This is a genomic window from Nonomuraea longicatena (genome assembly GCF_039525605.1).
GTDB lineage: Bacteria > Actinomycetota > Actinomycetes > Streptosporangiales > Streptosporangiaceae > Nonomuraea > Nonomuraea longicatena.
Genome location: NZ_BAAAHQ010000023.1, coordinates 426,601 through 442,758, shown reverse-complemented (window position 1 = coordinate 442,758; position 16,158 = coordinate 426,601). Strand labels below are relative to the sequence as shown.

Annotated in this window: 16 protein-coding genes; 9 read left to right on the top strand and 7 right to left on the bottom strand. The window is 69.9% G+C overall.

Annotated features, from left to right (window positions below; translation table 11 throughout):
• Positions 1 to 192: 192 nt before the first annotated feature.
• Positions 193 to 633, bottom strand: a complete 441-nt coding sequence (locus tag ABD120_RS23285; RefSeq protein WP_343952109.1) for a hypothetical protein — start codon at positions 631 to 633, stop codon at positions 193 to 195.
• A gap of 92 nt (positions 634 to 725) precedes the next feature.
• Positions 726 to 1,637 carry a LysR family transcriptional regulator gene (locus tag ABD120_RS23280; RefSeq protein ID WP_343952108.1) on the bottom strand — a complete coding sequence of 304 codons (912 nt, stop codon included), beginning with the start codon at positions 1,635 to 1,637 and terminating at the stop codon, positions 726 to 728.
• 99 nt (positions 1,638 to 1,736) lie between these two features.
• Between ABD120_RS23280 and ABD120_RS23275 the strand changes: the two genes are divergently transcribed.
• Together ABD120_RS23275 and ABD120_RS23270 are read left to right on the top strand one after the other, a co-directional pair.
• Positions 1,737 to 2,186, top strand: coding sequence for a nuclear transport factor 2 family protein (locus tag ABD120_RS23275; RefSeq protein WP_343952107.1), 450 nt, complete (start codon positions 1,737 to 1,739; stop codon positions 2,184 to 2,186).
• Between the two features lie 85 nt (positions 2,187 to 2,271).
• Positions 2,272 to 3,096, top strand: coding sequence for an SDR family NAD(P)-dependent oxidoreductase (locus ABD120_RS23270; RefSeq protein WP_343952106.1), 825 nt, complete (start codon positions 2,272 to 2,274; stop codon positions 3,094 to 3,096).
• A gap of 160 nt (positions 3,097 to 3,256) precedes the next feature.
• On the opposite strand, the gene ABD120_RS23265 is transcribed toward ABD120_RS23270, so the two are convergent.
• Positions 3,257 to 3,730, bottom strand: a complete 474-nt coding sequence (locus ABD120_RS23265; RefSeq protein ID WP_343952105.1) for an NUDIX hydrolase — start codon at positions 3,728 to 3,730, stop codon at positions 3,257 to 3,259.
• A gap of 452 nt (positions 3,731 to 4,182) precedes the next feature.
• Between ABD120_RS23265 and ABD120_RS23260 the strand changes: the two genes are divergently transcribed.
• A complete protein-coding gene (locus tag ABD120_RS23260) occupies positions 4,183 to 5,055 on the top strand; it encodes a hypothetical protein (protein ID WP_343952104.1) in 873 nt (290 codons plus the stop codon).
• Between the two features lie 37 nt (positions 5,056 to 5,092).
• On the opposite strand, the gene ABD120_RS23255 is transcribed toward ABD120_RS23260, so the two are convergent.
• Entirely contained in the window at positions 5,093 to 6,268 is a 1,176-nt protein-coding gene (locus ABD120_RS23255) for an NAD(P)/FAD-dependent oxidoreductase (RefSeq protein WP_343952103.1), read from the bottom strand.
• Between the two features lie 210 nt (positions 6,269 to 6,478).
• On the opposite strand from ABD120_RS23255, the gene ABD120_RS23250 reads away from it, so the two are divergent.
• Positions 6,479 to 7,420, top strand: a complete 942-nt coding sequence (locus tag ABD120_RS23250) for an RNA polymerase sigma-70 factor (protein WP_343952102.1) — start codon at positions 6,479 to 6,481, stop codon at positions 7,418 to 7,420.
• A gap of 28 nt (positions 7,421 to 7,448) precedes the next feature.
• A complete protein-coding gene (locus ABD120_RS23245) occupies positions 7,449 to 8,672 on the top strand; it encodes a cytochrome P450 (RefSeq protein ID WP_343952101.1) in 1,224 nt (407 codons plus the stop codon).
• Positions 8,673 to 8,834: 162 nt separating this feature from the next.
• Here the strand turns inward: ABD120_RS23245 and ABD120_RS23240 are convergent, their stop codons facing one another.
• Entirely contained in the window at positions 8,835 to 9,875 is a 1,041-nt protein-coding gene (locus tag ABD120_RS23240) for an NAD(P)-dependent alcohol dehydrogenase (RefSeq protein WP_343952100.1), read from the bottom strand.
• 93 nt (positions 9,876 to 9,968) lie between these two features.
• Between ABD120_RS23240 and ABD120_RS23235 the strand changes: the two genes are divergently transcribed.
• Entirely contained in the window at positions 9,969 to 10,565 is a 597-nt protein-coding gene (locus ABD120_RS23235) for a TetR/AcrR family transcriptional regulator (protein ID WP_343952099.1), read from the top strand.
• Positions 10,566 to 10,645: 80 nt separating this feature from the next.
• Here the strand turns inward: ABD120_RS23235 and ABD120_RS23230 are convergent, their stop codons facing one another.
• Positions 10,646 to 11,707, bottom strand: coding sequence for a hypothetical protein (locus tag ABD120_RS23230; RefSeq protein WP_343952098.1), 1,062 nt, complete (start codon positions 11,705 to 11,707; stop codon positions 10,646 to 10,648).
• A gap of 294 nt (positions 11,708 to 12,001) precedes the next feature.
• Positions 12,002 to 12,640, bottom strand: a complete 639-nt coding sequence (locus ABD120_RS23225) for a dienelactone hydrolase family protein (protein ID WP_343952097.1) — start codon at positions 12,638 to 12,640, stop codon at positions 12,002 to 12,004.
• A 213-nt stretch (positions 12,641 to 12,853) separates the two neighbouring features.
• Here ABD120_RS23225 and ABD120_RS23220 point away from each other — a divergent pair, with 213 nt between their 5' ends.
• From ABD120_RS23220 to ABD120_RS23210, 3 genes are read left to right on the top strand one after another with little or no spacing between them, the layout of a single operon-like run.
• Positions 12,854 to 13,969, top strand: coding sequence for a sensor histidine kinase (locus tag ABD120_RS23220; RefSeq protein ID WP_343952096.1), 1,116 nt, complete (start codon positions 12,854 to 12,856; stop codon positions 13,967 to 13,969).
• On the top strand, positions 13,960 to 14,604 hold the full coding sequence (locus tag ABD120_RS23215; RefSeq protein WP_343952095.1) for a response regulator transcription factor: 645 nt from the start codon (positions 13,960 to 13,962) through the stop codon (positions 14,602 to 14,604). The genes ABD120_RS23220 and ABD120_RS23215 overlap by 10 nt, the downstream gene beginning before the upstream one ends.
• Positions 14,605 to 14,638: 34 nt before the next feature.
• Positions 14,639 to 16,084 carry a serine hydrolase domain-containing protein gene (locus ABD120_RS23210; protein WP_343952094.1) on the top strand — a complete coding sequence of 482 codons (1,446 nt, stop codon included), beginning with the start codon at positions 14,639 to 14,641 and terminating at the stop codon, positions 16,082 to 16,084.
• Positions 16,085 to 16,158: the final 74 nt, after the last annotated feature.

Below are 16,158 nucleotides of genomic sequence, written 5' to 3'. Positions count from 1 at the left end.
ACGGCCCGCAGCCGAGCTCGCTCGAATACGCGCGTTCAGCCCGCCAGCGGCCCTGTCGTACGGCAGGGCCGCTGGCGCCGTACACACCTGGCGGCACGACCCAACAGGCATGCCGGACACGATAATACGTTTAACGAAGTATAGTCAACGCTGCGACCACACTTCCATCTACCGCGACGGTCTCGAAGGACCTCAGAAGCTGCCCGGCCGTCCGCACTGCCGCCCGGTCGGGAAGTTCTGACAGACGGTGATCTTGATTCGGTCGATCAGCTCCGAGGGGTTCTGACCGAAGAGGATGGGAGTGAAACCCTTCCTGCCATCCTTGGCGGTCCGGGTCGCGGACCGCTTGAGCTTGTTGCCGTAGAACGCCTCGACGACGACCGTGGTGGAGTAGTCGCTGCCTCGGCGGTTGACGACCGCGCCCTCCAATTTCACCGGTTCGTAGACGGTTTCGAAGGGCCAGGTGATGGTGCCTTTGACGAAGCCCATGTTGCAGTCGGAGGGCTTGTAGCACACGGTGAAGTCCTCATACCGGGGCGGGGCCTGCGCGGACGCGGCGGAGGTCGCGGCGCCGACGACAGCCACTGGAGCCAGGACGCAGGCGAACAGCGTTCTCATGATCGTCTTTCGCATCCGGAGGATGCTACCCGATTTGAGACATGGCCGAAACCGGTAATTCCCCTTAAGGTCGGTCGTTCAGCTCATTTATGCCCTGGACCGTATCTTCAGTTCGGTTCGTCGGTGTCACCGAGTGAGATGGGGCCGAGGTCGGCGGCGGTCTGCGCCAGCGCGCGGATGGGCCGGCTGTCGCCGCTGGACGGCCAGACCAGGGCGAACCGAAGTGCGGGCGCGTCGTGGACGGGGACGAAGACGACGCCCGGCGGGCTGTTGTAGCGGGCGGCGATCTCGCCCAGCGGATGGACACAGTCCCCGGCGGCGACCAGCGCGAGAATCTCGTGGAACGTACGCGCGACAGGCCCACGGGGGATGCGGCGGCCCAGCGGCGTACGGATGGGGATCATGGACGCGACCCAGTACTCCGGGGCGGCGGGGCCCAGGTCGGCGACATGGTTGTCGGCCAGGTCCTCCAGCGACGCGCTGCCGCGCTCGGCGAGCGGGTGTCCTGCAGACACCGCCAGCACCCGGCCGCCGACGAGTACGGTGGGCCCGACGGTGAGGTCGGGTTCGGCCACCGGCAACCACAGCACGTGCGCGTCGGCGTCTCCGGCGCGCAGCGCGGCGAACGGGTCTCCGCCGGTGACTTCACTGAACTGGACGTCGCTGCCGGGGTAGCGCGCACGGAAGGCCTCGACGAGCGGGCGCAGTTCGTAGCCGGCATGGCCGAAGACGCCCAGGCGCAATGTCCGGGCTGCACCCAGTCCCGACGCCTCGGCCCGGGCGAGCCCTTCCTGGAGCAGGTCGTAGGCCTGCCGCAGATCTTCGCGCAGGCGCCGGCCGACCGGGGTCAGGGCCACGCGCCGGCTGGTGCGGTCGAACAGCGCCACGCCGATGCGCCGTTCCTGTCTGCTGACGGCCTGGCTGACGCGCGCCTGTGAGACGTGCAGCCGTTCGGCGGTGCGACCGAAGTGCAGTTCTTCGGCGAGCGTCAGGAAGATCTCAATATCCCTAAGCTCCATGAATAACCCCCATGTTATGGATCGCCGCCTGAACCCTACCTTGTTCCCCCCTCTGACCAGCCTCGATGCTGGACGAACCAGCTGAGAGAGGAGGAAACGATGAGTGACATCCGAGCCATCGCCGACCGCGTCGAGATCGAGGCGCTGCGCGGCGAACTCACCGACGCGGTGATGACGCGCGACTACGAGCGCGTCGAATCCCTGTTCACGCCCGACGGCGCCATGCGATGGCCGCACGTCGGCAAGGAGTTCGTCGGCCGGGAGAAGATCCGCGCCGGTATCGAGTGGGGGCAGAGCCTCTGGGAGTTCTTCGTGCAGACCGTCCACCCGGGCGTCATCCGGATCGACGGTGACACTGCGACCGGCCGGGCCTACATCCAGGAGTTCGGGCGGATGCGCGACGGCGGCTCCCATCTGAACTACGCCCTCTACCACGACCGATACCAGCGCACCCGTGACGGCTGGAAGTTCGCCGAGCGCGTCTACGAGGTCAGATATCTCGACCCCAGTCCCCTGCCCGGCTCGGCGCCGACCGCCGACAGGGAATGACCACCACGCTTCGCACCCGGCCGCGCCGCCCCTCGAAGCGATCACCCGCAGTAGCCCCCACCATCCGGAAAAGGGAAACATCATCATGAGCAAGGATTGGTTCGTCACCGGTTCGTCCCGCGGCCTCGGCCGCAGTTTCGTCGAGGCCGCGCTGTCCCGGGGTGACCGGGTGGCGGCGACCGCCCGCGACAGCTCGCGCCTCCAGGATCTGGCCGACCGGTACGGCGACGCGCTGCTTCCGCTGGATCTGGACGTGACCGACAGGGCCGCGGTCTTCGCCGGTCTGCGACGGGCCAAGGAGCACTTCGGCCGGCTCGACGTCATCGTGAACAACGCCGGCTACGGACTGTCCGGCGCTGTCGAAGAGCTGACCGAGCAGCAACTGCGCGACCAGATGGAGACCAATCTGTTCGGCGCGGTGTGGGTCACCCAGGCCGCGCTGCCGTACCTGCGGGATCAGGGTGAGGGGCACATCATCCAGATCTCCTCGGTCGGCGGCCTGACCGTGTTCCCGCTCGGCGGCGGATATGTCGCCTCCAAGTGGGCGCTGGAGGGACTGAGTGAGGCCCTCGCCGCCGAGGTCGCCGCCTTCGGGATCAAGGTGACTCTGGTCGAGCCCGGCTTCTACGCGACCGAAGGGGCCGCCGGTGCCGTCCACGCCGACCCGGACCCGCTGTACGCCGGCCTGCGCGCGGGCTTCGCGGAGCTCGCCAAGACGCTCGACGTCGGCGAGCCGGCTGCCGCCGGTCGGGCACTGCTCAAGCTCGCCGACTCCGACAACCCGCCGCTGCGGGTGTTCTTCGGCGTCCAGGGCAACCAGATCGTCCCTCAGGTCTACGCCGACCGGCTCAAGACCTGGGCCGACTGGAACGACCTCGCGGTGGAGGCACACGGACGCGCCTCCTCCTGACGGCCTGGCAGCCGGACCGAGGGAAGGCGCTCACCCTCGGTCCGGGGGCGCTCATTCGAGCGGCGTAGCACGATCGACTGCCCGACCACGGCTCCCGTCTTGTTGATCACGAGAGGTGGCAGGGCTCGTGACCTGCGGCGCCTCGGGCTTCTCGGCTGGTTCACGGCCGCTTGGTCCTGGTCAGCTCGCCCAGACAGGCGTCCAGCGGTTGGACGGGGTCGGCCAACGGCCGGATGCCGTCCCACCAGCAGATCGCGCTGATCTCCTCGTTGGGTGTGAAGTCCGGGTCCACGCTGGTGCGCGTGGTGTAGAGGGCCGCGTACTCGACGCGCCGCTCGGGGCCGAGCAGGAAGCGCGCATGTCCGGCGAACACGGGGTCGGCGATGCTCAGGCCGGCTTCTTCCCACAGCTCTCGCACGGCCGCCATGCGTGGCGTCTCCCCCGGGTCGATCATGCCGCCGGGCAGCTCCCAGCACCGACGGCGGCGGTTGAAGACCAGCAGCAGCTCGTCACCGCGCCACACCGCCACCAGTGCCAGCGGCATGGGACCGTCGTCGAAGCGGGCGACCTCCGCAGCAGGATAGAACGCGGTCAAACGGTTCCCGGCTTCGTCGACGGCGAGAACGTCAGCCATCTCTGATCCTCCATCGGTAGGCGAGGCGAGTCCGCATCTCCCGTCGGCGCGTGCCGACGTTCGGCTTCACAGCCGATGCCCGCAGGGCCATTGTGAGACTCTCGGTTCCCGTTGAGGGCGGCTTGGGGCTCGGGGTTGGTCGCGCGATCCGGACGGGGTCGCCACGGTTGACCATGCTTCATTGAACTGAGTATTGTTTCCGGGCGTGCCGGAAAGATCCACATCGGCGCTGATCGCGGCGGTCGCGTCCACGGCCTTCTACCGGCCACAGGGGGACGGGCTGCGGCATACCCGGTGTGGCGCGGCCGTCACAGGCCACAAGAACGGCCGGCTCGCAGGCGAACTGTGGAGGAAGTGGATCACACGCGCCGCAGAGAGCACCAGACGCCCCGCAGGCCGTACGGGCGAGCCGGTGGTCGTGCGCGTGACGTCGAAACATGGGGAGAGCGACCGTGAACACCATCGGGAAGACCGCGCTGGCCCTGGCTGCGGCGGCCGTGCTCGGCGGCTGCGGAGGCGCAGCCGACCCAGCCGGGAAGAACACCGCGCCCATCTCGAAATCGGACGGCGCAGCGCGAGAGACGAAGTACCGGTTTGAATCGGTCAAGGCGGACTGCATGAAGGGGAAGGGCTTCAAGTACATCGCCTACGTGCCGCCCGAGGATCCCGACACCGCCGACGAGCGCAAGCGTGCCGTCGGCGACTACGAGGCATTGAAGGCGCAGCGGGCGAAGTACGGCTTCGGGGTCTTCGCGAGGTTCGTCCACCCGAAGGGCCCGGACAGCCCGGAGAGCATGCCCGATCTCTCCGGCTCCGACCCCAACGGGGACATCTCGACGAAGCTCTCCCCGGCTCAGCGCAGCAGCTACTGGGAGGCCGTGGACGCCTGCGCCGTCGTCGCCGCCCAGAAGGCCCTCGGCAAGAAGGTGACGTCCGCGAGAAATCTGCACGAACAGGCCGAAGCCGTCTGGGACAAGGCGGCTAAGCGCGAGATCAACGGCGACGCCGAACTGGTCGAGCTGGCATCGAGCATGGTCACGTGCCTGAAGGGCAAGGGCTACAAGGTCTCCGGCACCAAACCGACCGACCTGCCGGGGCGCGGGCTCTGGGCGTTCTTCGACCGGGAGGACGAGGTCGGCCGCGAGCAACGCGGGGACACTCAGGACCTCGGAGCCACGCTCACGCCCGCCCAGGCAAAACCGTACCTGGCCGAGGAGATCAAGGCCGCTCTGGACGACCTGGAGTGCGGCAAGGACTTCTACCCGGCATACACCCCCAAGGCGGCGGCCTTCGGCCAGAAAGTCGACGCGGAATTCGGCAGCTGAGGCGGGCGGTCGATACCCGCACGGGGCGGTCCGAGAATCAGATGCCGTCAACGGCGTCCGGCGTTGCGGCCAGGCGGTGCTTGCGCTTGGGCACGCCGAAGGTGGGATGCGAGGTGGCCCACAGCGCTGTCGTGAGGATGGCCGTCTTGACCCGTGCGGCCTTCAGGCCGCCCACATACGTCGGCTTCGCTTGCGCTTCGTCGTCGATCGGCTGCAGGATCCCGTCCCGCCGTCCGAGACTGATGTGGTTGTAGGTGTAGACCAGCTTGGTGTTCGCGATCGCGCGGCCGGTCAGACGTCCCACGATCGCCTCGACGGCCTGCCGTCCGGTGTGGCCGGCCGACGCGCAGGACATCGGCAGCGGCAGGCCGTTGTCGCCGATGGCGTGGGCGCTGTCGCCGATGGCGTACACGTTCGGGTGGGAGACCGACCGCATGGTGCGATCGACGATGATCTGCCCGTTCGCGGCGACCTCCAGCCCGCCGGCGGCGGCGATGGGATCGACCGTGAACCCGGCCGTCCACACGGTCGCGTCGGACGTCACGGCGGTGCCGTCGGCGCACCGCACCCGCGTCGCTTCGACGGCTTCGACTCCGGCGTGCTCCAGGACGATGACGCGCAGCCGGTCGCAGGCCCGCCGCAGGTGGCTGCGGGCTCCGGCGGAGAGCCTGGCGCCCAGCTCGCCCCGGGCGACGAGTGTCACCGACCGGCCGGGCCGGGATTCGGCGAGCTCGGTGGCGGTCTCGATACCGGTCAGCCCGTCGCCGACGACCACCACGCTCCCACCTTCGGCCCACCTGTCCAGGAGCTTGCGCAGGCGCCGCGCCGAGGGCCGGGCGGCGATGTCGAAGGCGTGCTCGGCCACGCCGGGGACGCCGCAGTCGTCGCCGTGGCTGCCGAGCGCGTAGACCAGCGTGTCATAGCCGAGTTCGCCGCCGACGTCAGCGGTGGCGACGACCTGGCGTTCGGGGTCGACACCGGTGACCCGGGCCAGCCGCAGCCGTATCCCGGTGCCCGCGAAGACGTCGGCGAGCTTCGGGGCCTCGATGTCCTGCCCGGCCGCGAGCTGGTGCAGCCGCATCCGCTGGACGAAGTCCGGTACGGCGTTGACCACGGTGATCTCGATGTCCTTCGGGGACAGCCGACGGGCCAGGTTCCCGGCCACGTAGGCCCCGGCGTATCCGGCGCCGAGGATGACTATGCGGTGCTTCATGTGTTGCTCCCACCTTGCTCACGATGATTCCGTTCCATCTCTGCGGCGCCGAGCGCGAGGCGTCCTGACGGACATGCGGCGGCGGCGCCCCGAACTTTGTGACGCCATGGCCGTGTGACATGGGTCACCGATCGCGGATGTCACACAACGGCGCGCGCCGACGTCTTGTGCCTAGAGCAGGAGCTGCGGGGTGACAGGCGGGAGCCGGGTATGGACCAGCGCGGGGATGCGACGACGGGCGCAGCCGGGCCGATGACCGGTGCCGGCCGGATGGATCCGGCCACCGAGGCGTTCCTCGCCCACCGCAACCTGCTGTTCACCGTCGCCTACGAGATGCTCGGCTCGGCGGCCGACGCCGAAGACGCCCTTCAGGAGACCTGGCTGCGGTGGGTCAGGGTCGATCTCGGGCAAGTTTCCGACCAGCGCGCCTACCTGGTCCGGATCACCACCCGGCGCGCACTGGACCGGCTGCGCACCCTGAAACGCCGCAAGGAGGCGTACGTCGGCCAGTGGCTGCCCGAGCCTCTGCTCACCACGCCGGACGTGGCCGAGGACGTCGAACTCGCCGAGAGCGTGTCGATGGCGCTGATGCTCGTCATGGAGACGCTGTCGCCGACCGAACGGGCCGTCTTCGTGCTGCGCGAGGTTTTCGACATCGACTACGAGGAGATCGCGGCCGCGGTCGGCAAGGCGCCGGCGACCGTACGCCAGATCGCCCACCGCGCCCGTCGGCACGTCGATGCCCGGCGGCCTCGCGAGGTGGTCTCCCCGAGCCAGGCCCGAGCGGTCGTGGAGTCCTTCCGGCGCGCGCTCGAAACCAGGGACCTTCAGGGCCTGCTCGACGTGCTCGCCCCCGAGGTCGTCCTGGTGGCCGACGGAGGCGGCCGCAAGCAGGCCATCCCGCAGCCGATCACCGGCGCCGACAAGGTGGCCCGCGCGATCGTCGGCGGCCTCGGCAAAGCACAAGGCACGTTCACCAGCGAGGCCACCGTGGTCAACGGCAACCCGGCCCTCCTCCTCGGCCTGGACGGCGAGCTCGACGGCGTCATGGCCGTCCAGATCGAGGACGACCGGATCACCGGCCTGTACTACGTCCGCAACCCGAACAAGCTGACCCGCATGGCATCCGAGACCCCGCTGACCCTGCGATGAACGCCAGATCCTTACCAGGAGGTCCCTCATGACGAACAGCGTCGCCGCCGAACTCACCGACCTGGAACTGCCGGTCGAGCGTGGCTGCCCGTTCACCCCACCCGCCGCCTACGAGCGGCTGCGCGAGCAGGCGCCGATCAGCAGGATCCGTATGACCAGCGGCGGCGAGGCGTGGTGGGTGTCTCGGCACGAGGAGGCCCGTGCCGTCCTCGCCGATCCCCGCTTCTCCTCCGACCGGCGCCACGACGGCTACCCGCTCTTCAACCTCGACGCGGCGACCCTGCAGCAGCTGCGCACCCAGCCGCCGGTGCTGATCGGCATGGACGGCGCGGAACACTCCGCGGCCCGCCGCCCGGCGATCAGCGAGTTCACCGTGAAACGCCTGGCCGGGCTTCGCCCTCGGATCCAGGCCATCGTCGACCACTTCATCGACGACCTGCTCGCCACCGACCGGCGGCCGGTCGACCTGGTTCAGGCGCTGTCCCTGCCGGTGCCCTCCCTGGTGATCTGCGAACTGCTCGGCGTCCCCTACGCCGACCACGACTTCTTCCAAAGCCGCACCTCCATGATGGTGAGCCGGACCTCGCAGGAGGACCGCTGGCGGGCCTTCGCCGATGTGCGCGCCTACGTGGACGGCCTGGTCACCCGCAAGGAGTCCGAACCCGGCGACGATCTGCTCAGCCGGCAGATCGCCAGGCAGCGTCAGACGGGCGCCCTCGATCACACGGGCCTGGTGAGCCTGGCCTTCCTGCTGCTGACCGCCGGGCACGAGACCACCGCGAACATGATCTCCCTCGGTGTGGTCGGGCTGCTCTCCCACCCTGAGCAGCTGGCCCTGATCAAAGCCGACCCGGGCCGGACGCCCATGGCGGTGGAGGAGTTGCTGCGCTACTTCACCATCGCCGACACGATCACCGCCCGGGTGGCGACCGAAGATGTGGAGATCGGCGGGGTGAGCATGAAGGCCGGCGACGGCGTCGTCGTCTCGGCCCTGTCGGCGGACTGGGATCCGGCGGCGTTCGAGAACCCTGCCGAACTGGATGTCGAGCGCGGGGACCGTCACCATCTCGCGTTCGGCTACGGCCCGCACCAGTGCCTCGGCCAGAACCTGGCCCGGATGGAACTGCAGATCGTCTTCGACACGCTGTTCCGCCGCATCCCCACCCTGCGGCTCGCCGCACCGGCCGAGGACCTGCCCTACAAGGACGACGCCGTCGTCTACGGCGTCCACGAACTCCCGGTCACCTGGTGACGGCCACGACCGACAGTCGCTGACCCCGGGAGCATCCTGGTGAAGCTCTCGGTCCATGCACGCTGCCGACTCCCAGTAGCGGCATCGGGGGCGCGAGCCGGCAGCGGGCGGGACGGGTGCAGCGGCCTCTCTCGCGTCCGGTTTGTCCGGCCCACGGTCTCCTCAGTCCAGGTCGGACAGGTCGAGCACGAAGCGGTAGCGGACGTCGTTTCGCCTGAGGCGGTCGAGTGCCGTGTCCACCTGTGACGACGGGAGTACTTCGATGTCGGCGGCGATGCCGTTGTCGGCGCAGAATCGGAGCATCTCAGCCGTCGCCAGGCGGCCTCCGCTGCCTGCGGAACTGAGCTTCTTGCGGCCGATGAGCAGGTCCGTGGCCTCGACGGTGACGGGGCCCAGGTGCCCGAGGAGGCTGAGGGTGCCGTCCATCGCCACCAGCTTCAGATACGGGGCGAGGTCGTGAGGGGCGGAGACGGTGTCGATGACGACGTCGAAGGTGTCGCGTGCCGTGGCCATCTGCCGGGTGTCGATGGCGTCGATGAGGTCGTGGGCGCCGAGTTTGCGGGCGTCGTCGCGCTTGTCCTGGGTGCGGCTGATGACGGTCGTGGTGGCGCCGAGTGCCACGGCCATCTTGACCGCGAGGTGGCCCAGCCCGCCGAGGCCGGCCACGGCGACACGACTGCCGGGGCCCACGCCGAGGTGGCGCAGGGGTTCCCAGACGGTGACGCCGGCGCACATCAGCGGGGCGGCCTCGGCCGGGTCGAGGCCGGAGGGGAGCGGGTAGGCGAAGGTGTCGCGCACGACGTACTCGCGGGAGTAGCCACCCAGGGTGGTCGACCCGTCCTGCCGGTCGGTACCTCCGTAGGTCAGAGTCGGGAAGGAGTGGCAGAAATTCTCCTGTCCGGCTTCGCACATGGCGCACACGCCGCAGGAGTCGACGATGTTGCCCACCGCGACGTGGTCGCCGACCGAGAAGGTGGTCACCTCGGGGCCGGTCGCGGTCACCACGCCGGTGAATTCGTGACCGGGCACCAGGGGCGTTCTCGTGTGCCGGTCGTAGGCGTGCAGGGCGTGCAGGTCGCTGTGGCACACGCCGCAGTGGTCGACCTGCACCGCGATGTCGTCCGGGCGCAGGTCACGGCGCTCCAGCGAGGTGCGCCGCAGTGCCGTCGGGCCGGTCGCCCGCCATCCGATGGTCGTTCGCATGCCCACTCCTTAAACAGACTGTTCGGTCTGCCGAAGTCTAAACACGGCCGCCCGGCAAGGCAAACCAACTGTTCTGTTTGCTAGACTCCGGGCATGCCGGAACAGCCCCAGACCTCGCGAGGCGCCGCGACCTACCAGCGCATCCTGGACGCCGCCACCGAAGAGTTCGCCCGACACGGCATCGCCGGGGCGCGCATCGAACGCATCGTGACGGCGGCGCGCACCAACAAGGCACAGCTCTACGCCTACTTCGGCGACAAGGAACGACTCTTCGACGCGATCTTCCTCAGCTCGCTGGAGCGCATCACCGACGTCGTGCCCATCGACGCCGACGATCTCGCGGACTGGGCCGTTCGTCTCTACGACGAGTACCTGCGCCGCCCCGACCTCATCCGGCTGGCGACCTGGACACGGCTGGAGCGCCGGCCTGCCGGGCACCTCGTCGAGACGCACGAGCACTACGACGACCGCAAGCTCACGGCCATCGCCGAGGCCCAGACCGCCGGGCGGGTCCGCGCAGGCGACCCGTTCGACATCATGGCCATGGTCATCGCCATGTCCATGGCCTGGTCACCGGTCAGCAACGTGTATGCGGCCAGCAGCCAAGAACCCGATGACGTACACGACCGGCGCCGCGCTCTGCTCCGCGACTGCGTCCGAAGCGCCACTGCGGCTGACAGAGGCGACTGACCGCCACTGACCACTCACGCGTGTGGCCGGCACCGGACCCCGGGTGTCACGCCGGAACTTCGGCTGCGAGGTTACTCCGGTCAGAAGGGCCCCTCCCACAAACGATCTTGTACGCGATCGTAAATGGCGCGGAGCCAGGGCCGGCGGACCTGAGGCAGCCGCACCAGGGTATCGAGGAAGACGTCCCGGTCCGGCCGGAACGCCAAGATGGGCAGGAAGGGCGAGAGATCATCGCGATAGACCTGGTGGGCGGCCTTGGGTGCGACACGCCCTCCGGCCGCCGGGCCGCGATCACGAGGAGACACCAGATACGTCCACACCTCGGCGTCCAAGGGAACCACGTCTCGGGTGGCGGCGGGCTGCCAGATCTCACCGGTGTGCGGATGCCGTGGGGTCAGGGCGATGGTGCCGGCGACAGCCGGAACGCCGGGTCCGGCCAAGGCCAGTGGTCGGGCAGGTGATCGCTGAGGCAGCAGGGCGTCGAGTGAGCGGCCGAAGAAATCGGCGAGCAGGCCCGCAGGGACGGTGATCCGGGTGCCGTTCGACGCCGCCAGCGCATGGGCCAGGGCCGCGCCCACCGCAGCCGCCCACAGCGGGCTCCACCAGCCCGAGCGCTCCACCGGAGGGGTGCCCGGCCACCGCTCGCGTAACTCGTCCCAGTCGGCGCTGTCGAGGGCCGGGCCCGGGACGGGCAACGCACGTACGCCACGCGGGTCCAGCCAGACGGCCTGCCAGGACCCGCAGTCGTCTATACGGGATGCCACTGCGGTCCCGCACCCGGTGCAGGCCAGGTTCGGGCCGTCTCGCCCATCAGGCCCACAGCACCTACCGCTACAACGCTCGGGGATCAGGACGGTCCCTCGGACGTCGCCCGGCGCGATGACGATCGCTTCCCGTGGGCCGTGGGACAACGCGAAGACCGGCGCGTGCACGCCGGAGGCCCGCACCTGTTCCGGGCTGTTCTCGGCCCACGGTCGCCACGGCGGGCCGAAGGGCTCAGGGTCGACGGCGTAGGTGCCGGACTCCATCAGAACGCCGATGAGCTCGTGGCCGTACACCTGGCGGGCATGGACGGGGAGAGCAACCCGCGATACCGGCGCGGTCAGGAGGGTGTCGCACCGCGCACAGGCGAAGACCGTCATGGATTCTGTCCCTGGAAACGTCGTGTGACCAAGGGCCGAGACTATCCGGCTGGAATGCCTTGTGCAGCAGGCGTCCGACGGGCTACTGGGCCTGCCGGCCCGTTTCCGCTCGTCACGCTGGTGCACGGCGGGCCGTACGACGGACATGCCGTCGGGACCGCGCCTTCCCGGCCGATCCGAGTGGCCGTGAAGGCCACGGACACGAGTTCGCGGCGGGCGCGGTCGGCATGGGATGTCCTCAGCGGCACCGATCGGCTCTGGACCGTTCGCCACTCGGACGTTCTCGAACGCCGGTCAGCGATGGGTCGGTCTCGCCGGCCGGAAGTGGTCGGTGAACCAGTCGCAGGCGAGGTCCGCGACCCTGTCGAGCGCCCCGGGCTCCTCGAACAGGTGTGTCGCAGCGGGGATGACCTCAAGGCGGTTCTCGCAGGTCAAGCGCTGCTGCGCCGCCTGGTTGAGGTCGAGGACCAGTTCGTCCCAGCCGCCCACGATCAGCAGCGTCGGCGCCCGTACCAGCGGCAGCCGGGCTCCGGCGAGGTCCGGCCGGCCGCCACGTGAGACGACGGCGGCCACCCGGCTGCCCGGCTCCGCCGCGGCCCACAGCGCGGCCGCCGCCCCGGTGCTGGCTCCGAAGTAGCCGACCGGCAGCCCTTCGGCTTCTTCTCGTCCGCCGAGCCAGCTTGTCACCTGTGTCAGCCGTCCGGCCAGCAGTTCGATGTCGAACACGTTGCCCCGGTCGCGCTCCTCCCCCGCTGTCAGCAGGTCGAAGAGCAGTGTGCCCAGACCGGCGTGGTTGAGCACCGAGGCCACGTACCGGTTGCGCGGGCTGTGTCTGCTGCTGCCGCTGCCGTGGACGAAGACCACCACTCCTGTGGTGTCTTTCGGAACGACCAGTTGTCCCGGCAGCCGGACGGCTCCGGCGTCCACGTTCACAACTCGGCCCCCCTGCCGTCGATGGGCCACCCTCCTTTCCACCGTCGGCGTACCCGGGGTGCACGGGTAGGGCCGAAGGTCCCTATGACGCCCACGTCAGACCACATCTCCCTCAAAGGCCGATAAAGCTGGATATCGGGTGTGGGGGACCGCACTCATCGTGCGGAAAACTTCAATGTGCTCGCGCGAGACGGCCCTCTACAGTTTCTGAACATGGTGGTCGTGCGGGCCGCGGCACGCGGCATGGTCGGATTGGTGCTCGGGGCGGTGATGGCCGTGGTCGAGTTGCCGTGGGCACTCCTCGCGGTGCCGCTGCGCGCGCTGCCACCGACCCGCCTCTGGTCGGTCCGGGTCACCCGGATGCTGGCCGAGGCCGACCGGGTCCGCGTCAACCGCTGTCTCGGTGGCGCCATCGCCGTAGGTCCGGCCGGGGGCCGCGCGTCCGCGTACGTGGCGTTGCGCGGTCTGCTGGGCGGGCTCGGCGGTGCCGTACTGATGCTGGTCGGGGTCTGGGTGGTGTTGAGCTGGCGGGCGTTGTCCGGCGCCTCGGGCGAGCGTGCCGAGATGAGTTGGCACGATCCACTCACCTGGACGGCGTTCGTGGTCCTGGTCGTCTTCCTGGCGGCGCAGGCCCTCATGGGCCTGGCGGCGCTGGAGCGGAGGCTGGCCGTGTGGGGGCTGGCGCCCAGTGACAAGGAGGTGCTGCGGAGCCGGGTCGATCAGTTGTCGCGCACCCGGGCGGAGGTGCTGGAGGCCGTCGACGACGAGCGACGACGCATCGAGCGGGACCTGCACGACGGCGTCCAGCAGCGCCTGGTGGCGCTGGGCATGCTGCTCGGCCGCGCCGACCGCGCGGCCGACCGGGACGCCGCCGCCTCGCTGTTCCGGCAGGCGCAGGAGGAGTCCCGCCGCGCTCTGGAGGAGTTGCGGGAGGTGGCCTGGCGGATCTATCCCGCGGCCCTGGACGACGGCGGGCTCCCGGTGGCGCTGGAGTCGCTCGCCGAAAGCTCCGGCCTGCCGATCCTCCTGGACTACGACGTCCCGGTACGGCTCGGGCCGGCCCAGGAGACCGTCGCCTACTTCGTGATCTGCGAGGCGGTGACGAACGCCCTCAAACACAGCCGGGCCCGGCGTGTCGAGGTCGAGGTGCGCCGGTCCGACGGCAGGTTGCTGGTGCGCGTCAGCGACGACGGGGTCGGCGGTGCCAGAGCCGACGGGCGCGGCCTGTCCGGTCTGGCCCGCCGGGTGGCCGCCCACGACGGCCGCTTCGAGCTCGACAGCCCTGCGGGCGGCCCGACGGCACTGCGGGTGGAGCTGCCGTGCGCATAGTCCTGGCCGAAGACAGCACTCTGCTGCGCGAAGGGCTGACCCGGCTGCTGAGCGAGGACGGTCACGACGTCGTGGCGGCCGTCGGCGACGGAGAGGGGCTGGTGGCCGCCTGCGACGAGCACCGGCCGGACGTCGTCATCGCCGACGTGCGCATGCCGCCCACCTTCACCAACGAGGGCCTGCGGGCCGCGCTCGCCGTCCGGCGCCGGCATCCGGGGATCGCGGTGCTGGTGCTGTCTCAGTACGTCGACAAACGCTACGCCGCCCAACTCGTCGACGGCGACGTGCGCGGGGTCGGCTACCTGCTCAAGGACCGGGTGGTCGAGGTCGGCGACTTCCTGGAGGCGCTGCGGCGGGTGGCCGACGGCGGCACGGCGTTCGATCCCGAAGTCGTCCGGCGGCTGCTCAACCGCGCCCGCGACACCGAGTCATTGGCCCGGCTCAGCCCACGCGAGCACGAGGTGCTGGCGCTGATGGCGCAGGGGCACACCAACGAGTCCATCGCCGGACGTCTGCACGTCTCGCGCAGCGCGGTGGAGAAACACGCCAACGCGATCTTCGACAAGCTCGGCCTCACGCACGTGGACGGCTACAACCGCCGGGTCCTCGCCATCGTGCGCTTCCTCAACGACTGAACCGGCCGGTCGCTCTTTCACAAGGAACAACGTGATGACAATACGCTCGGTCATCGGCGCGGCTCTGCTGTTGCCGCTGATCTTCCCCGCCGCCACCACCGCCGCCACCGCCGCCGCGACGGGGGCGACGCGACCGACCCCGGATGCGGTCGCGGCGGTCGTCGCGGCCAACCTCGGACCCACCCGCCTGCCCGGCGTCGCGGTGGCGCTCGTCAAGGACGGGCAGGTGCTTCACACCGGCGGGTACGGCCACGACGCGCGCGGCGAGCCGGTCACCGACCGGACCCCGATGCGGATCGCCTCGCTCACGAAGTCGTTCACCGCCCTGGCCGTCATGCAACTGGCCGAGGACGGCGCCCTCCGACTCGATGATCCCGTCGTACGGCATCTGCCGGAGTTCTCCCTGGCCGACCCCAGATCCGCGCGGATCACCGTCCGACAGTTGCTCAACCACAGCTCCGGCATGTCGGATACCACCTACCCGGAGGCTGCGCTCCCCCAGCCGGACTCCCTGCGGCGGGCCGTGGCGGACCTGCGCCGTGCCGCACTCGCCGCCGCCCCTGGACGGCAGCACACCTACCACAACCCCAACTACTGGGTCGCCGCGCGCCTGGTGGAGGTGGTGAGCGGGCTGTCCTTCGCCGACTACCTCACCCAGCGGGTGCTCACCCCGTTGCGGATGTCCTCGACGGTGACGGTCGACAACTGGAACGATCCCGTGCCCGGCCTCGTCGACGGGCACAACCGCTTCCTCGGTCTCACCTGGCCGCGTACCGAGCCCGACCGGTTCGTCGCCGGGTCGGCCAGTCTCGTCACCACCGCCGTCGATCTCGCCGCATGGCTGGCCCTGCACACCCGGGACGCGACCGGCGGCGTGCTGTCCGCCAGGGGACTGCGCGAGTTGCACCGGCCCAGTGGCCCCGACGGGCGCTACGCCCTCGGCTGGGACAACCCCGACCCGTTCGGTGGTCCCCGGCAGATCGCGCACAACGGGTCTTCCTTCACCTCGACCGCCGCCATGGTGCTGCTGCCCGACAGCGGATACGCCATCGCGCTGATGTCCAACAGCCGGATGCCGCTGGAGGCCGACGTCGAGGCCATCATGGACGGCCTCATCGCCCTGACCGATGGCGAGCCCGGTGCGGGCGGCCCGCTCCCGGCGGCCTTCATCGCGGACCTGACCGTGCTCGCCGCCGCGATCTCGATCGCGGTCGGCGGGGGGCTCAAGGCGCGCCGCGCCCGGCAGTGGGCGCGACGCCGCACGGTCTCCTGGCGGACGGCGCTCCGGCTCGTTCCGTACCTGCTGCCGGTGCCGGTGCTCGCGTTCCTGCCACAGGTTCTGGAGTCGGTCACCGGCGGCCGTGGTGTCACCTTCGTCCTGCTGTCTCACCTCTGGCCGACCTTCCTGGCCTCGGCCGGCTTGATCGCCGCGACCGGGATCCTGGTCGTCATCGCCCGCGTCCGTGCCCTCCGCCGATAGGCGGGGCACAGCCGATTCCGAACTGCATCACCATGCAGCGAGGTCTGCGGGCTGTCACTCTGTCCGCTCCATGT